Annotated in this window: 1 protein-coding gene, 2 pseudogenes and 1 riboswitch; of the genes and pseudogenes, 1 reads left to right on the plus strand and 2 read right to left on the minus strand. The window is 70.5% G+C overall.

Annotated elements, in window-relative coordinates:
* A pseudogene (locus tag D588_RS0112700) lies at window positions 1-239 on the plus strand (IS110 family transposase); the annotation flags it as partial.
* Between the two features lie 87 nt (window positions 240-326).
* On the opposite strand, the gene btuB reads toward D588_RS0112700, so the two are convergent.
* Together btuB and D588_RS24690 are read right to left on the minus strand one after the other, a co-directional pair.
* A complete protein-coding gene (gene btuB, locus D588_RS0112705) occupies window positions 327-2,198 on the minus strand; it encodes a TonB-dependent vitamin B12 receptor (RefSeq protein WP_017916246.1) in 1,872 nt (623 codons plus the stop codon).
* 113 nt (window positions 2,199-2,311) lie between these two features.
* Window positions 2,312-2,530: riboswitch (cobalamin riboswitch) on the minus strand.
* Between the two features lie 25 nt (window positions 2,531-2,555).
* Window positions 2,556-2,813 (minus strand): annotated as a pseudogene (locus tag D588_RS24690) (transcriptional regulator); the annotation flags it as partial.

Consider the following 2,813-nt stretch of genomic DNA (forward strand, 5'->3'; position numbering starts at 1 on the left):
AAGGCCACGTCTGCATCTCGCGCACCGGCTCGCCCCGCTTGCGCGCAGGCCTGTTCATGCCGGCCCTGGTGGCCATGACCCACAACCCGATCATCCGGGCGCTGAAACAGCGACTGAGCGAACGTGGCAAAACCGGCAAGCAGATCGTATGCGCCGCCATGCGCAAGCTCCTGCACCTGGCCTACGGGGTTCTCAAATCGGGCACGGCGTTCGATCCGAAAAGGGGCCTTGCCTGCTAGGGGGTAAGACGGTATCTACAAAAAAAGACGCGTGGTTTCCGCACTGTCGTCCCGCGCTACGCCATCGGCGCAGCGCGGGACGCCGACTCAGCGCGCCGCCGGCGCGTAGCGCAGGGTCAGCGCGTATTCGCGACCCGGCTGGTTGTACCAGTTCACCGTCTGGTAGTCGCGGTCGAACACGTTGCTGGCCTTGGCCTGCAGCGTCCAGTCCGGGGTGAACGCGTACTCCGCGCGCAGGTCGACGGTGCCGTAGCCCGCCAGGCGCACGCGGTTGGCCGCGTCGTCGAAGCGGTGGCCGCTGCCGAACACGCTGACGCCGAGCTTGACCGGGCCGATGCCGCGGTCCACGTCCAGGCGCGCGGTGTTCTGCGCGCGGCGCGCCAGCCAGTTGTCGCGGTTGCCGCCATCGCTGCGGTTGCGCGGGTCGGTATGGCTCAGCTGCGCCGACAGTTCCCAGCCGGCCAGCAGCGCATAGCCGGTCAGTTCGGCGCCGCGGATGCGCGCCTCGTCCACGTTGACCGGCAGGAAGCTGACCGCGTCGTAGGAGATCAGGTCCTTCACCCGGGTCTCGTAGGCGTTGAAGGTCCAGTTCCAGCTGTCGGCATACTGCGCAATGCCGAGGTTGCCGCTCTTGGAGCGCTCCGGCTTCAGTTCCGGATTGCCGGCGAACGGGTAGTACAGGTCGTTGAAGGTCGGTGCCTTGAAGCCGGTGCCGACGCTGGCGGTGAGCTTGAGGCCATGCGCCAGTGCCAGGCCCCAGCCGAGGCTGCCGGTGGTGTGCTCGCCGAACTGTTCGTTGTCGTCGCTACGCACGCTGGCCTGCACCTGCTGCGCGCCGAAGCGGCCCTGGTACTCGGCGAACACGCCGGTGTTGTCGCGGCTGTCGACGTCGAAGGCGGTGCTGCTGGCGACGTGCTCGCGCTGCCAGTCGCTGCCGACGCTGAGCAGATGGCCTTCGGCCAGGGTGATGTCGCCTTGCAGCGCGGCGGTGTCGCGGCGGCTGTCGAAGGTGCTGACGAAGCTGCGGGTGCGTGCGCCCGGCGCACGGTAGTAGCTGTCCGCGTCGTCGACGTTGCGGCCCAGTTGCGCGGCCAAGTGCAGGCGATCGGAGGGCGTCCAGTCGAGCTTGCCGCTGAATACCTGCTGGGTGTTGTCGGCCTCGTTGCCGGCGAACAGGGCATCGCCGTCGTATTCGTTGCGGCTGTCGATGTTCAGCGCCTGGCCTTCGACGCGCAGCGTGTCGGTCAGCGCGTAGCCGCCGCGCGCGCTCAGCGAGACGTTGCGGTAGCCGTCGCGGTCGGGCTGGTCGACGAAGCAGCCGGCGAACAGCGTGGCCGAGCCGTTGCAGGCATTGATGCCGTCGGTCTTCTGGTAGCCGCCCTGCACGGCCAGCCAGCCGCGCTCGCCGCGGTTGCTGAAGCCGGCGCCGGCCTCGCGCAGGCCATGGCTGCCGCCGCCCAGGCTCAGGTTCTGCTGGAAGCCCTGGCCGCCGCGGCGGGTGAAGATCTGGATGACGCCGCCGATCGCGTCGGAGCCGTACAGGCTCGAGCGCGGGCCGCGCACGATCTCGATGCGCTCGATCTGGCTCAGCGGCAGGTCCTGGAACGCAGCCAGGCCGGCGCTGGCCGAGCCGATGCGCACGCCGTCCACCAGCACCAGCACGTGGTCCGACTCGCTGCCGCGCAGGTTCAGCGTGGTCAGCTTGCCCAGGCCGCCCTGGTTGGAGACGCCGATGCCGGCGCGGCCCTGCAGCAGCTGCGCCAGCGACGTGGCCTGGCTGCGCTCGATCTCGGCGCGGTCGATGACCTGCGCCGGCACCACGCTGTCCTCCACCGAGATCTGGGTGCGGGTGGCGGTGACCAGGACCTGGTCGAGGTCGGTGGCGGCATCGGCGGCGTGGGCCAGCGCGGGCAGGGACAGGGCGGACGCGATCGCGACCGAAAGCAGGCGGGACGACATGGGTGACAACTCCGGCGCGCGGGTGCGCGCTGTGACGGCAAGGGAGTCGCGAACGGAAGGTGCAAGCGGACGGCGCCGGACACGGCGCGGCACGCCGCGACGCCCTCCGCATCGCAACCAGTGAACTGCAAGGCCGGTCTCCGGGCTGGCGATCGGGGAGGCGGACCTCCCGGCTGCGACGCCTTCCCATGCCCAGGGCACAGTGGCGCAGGTCGTCAGCGCGGATCGCTTACCGTTGCGGGGGCAGCGCCGGCCTTGTCGCAAGACGCACCGGCTTCCCGTTTCAACCCGCTGGCCGGAGCCGGCGGGTCACCTTGAAGCGGCGCGATTGTACGCGATCGCCGCTGGCTGCGCGGCTCAGTCGGCGTGAGTGCCGTGGCCGTCGTCGTCGCCGTGCCGGTCGCCCATCGGCGTGTCGTGCGTGTCCTGCGCGTAGGCGCCGTCGGCAGCGTCGTCGCCGTGCGTGTCGTCGCGGTCGAAGTGGGTGGTCGCCACCGGCCCGGCGACCGGCAGGCCGCGCTGCGCCGGCAGCGCCGCCGTCGCGATCTCCAGTTCGCCCAGCAACTGCGCGCGGCGTGCTTCGGACAGTTCCTGCCAGTGGCAGCCGCTGGGCGC

The sequence above is a fragment of the Xanthomonas sp. SHU 308 genome, from assembly GCF_000364645.1.
Lineage (GTDB): Bacteria > Pseudomonadota > Gammaproteobacteria > Xanthomonadales > Xanthomonadaceae > Xanthomonas_A > Xanthomonas_A sontii.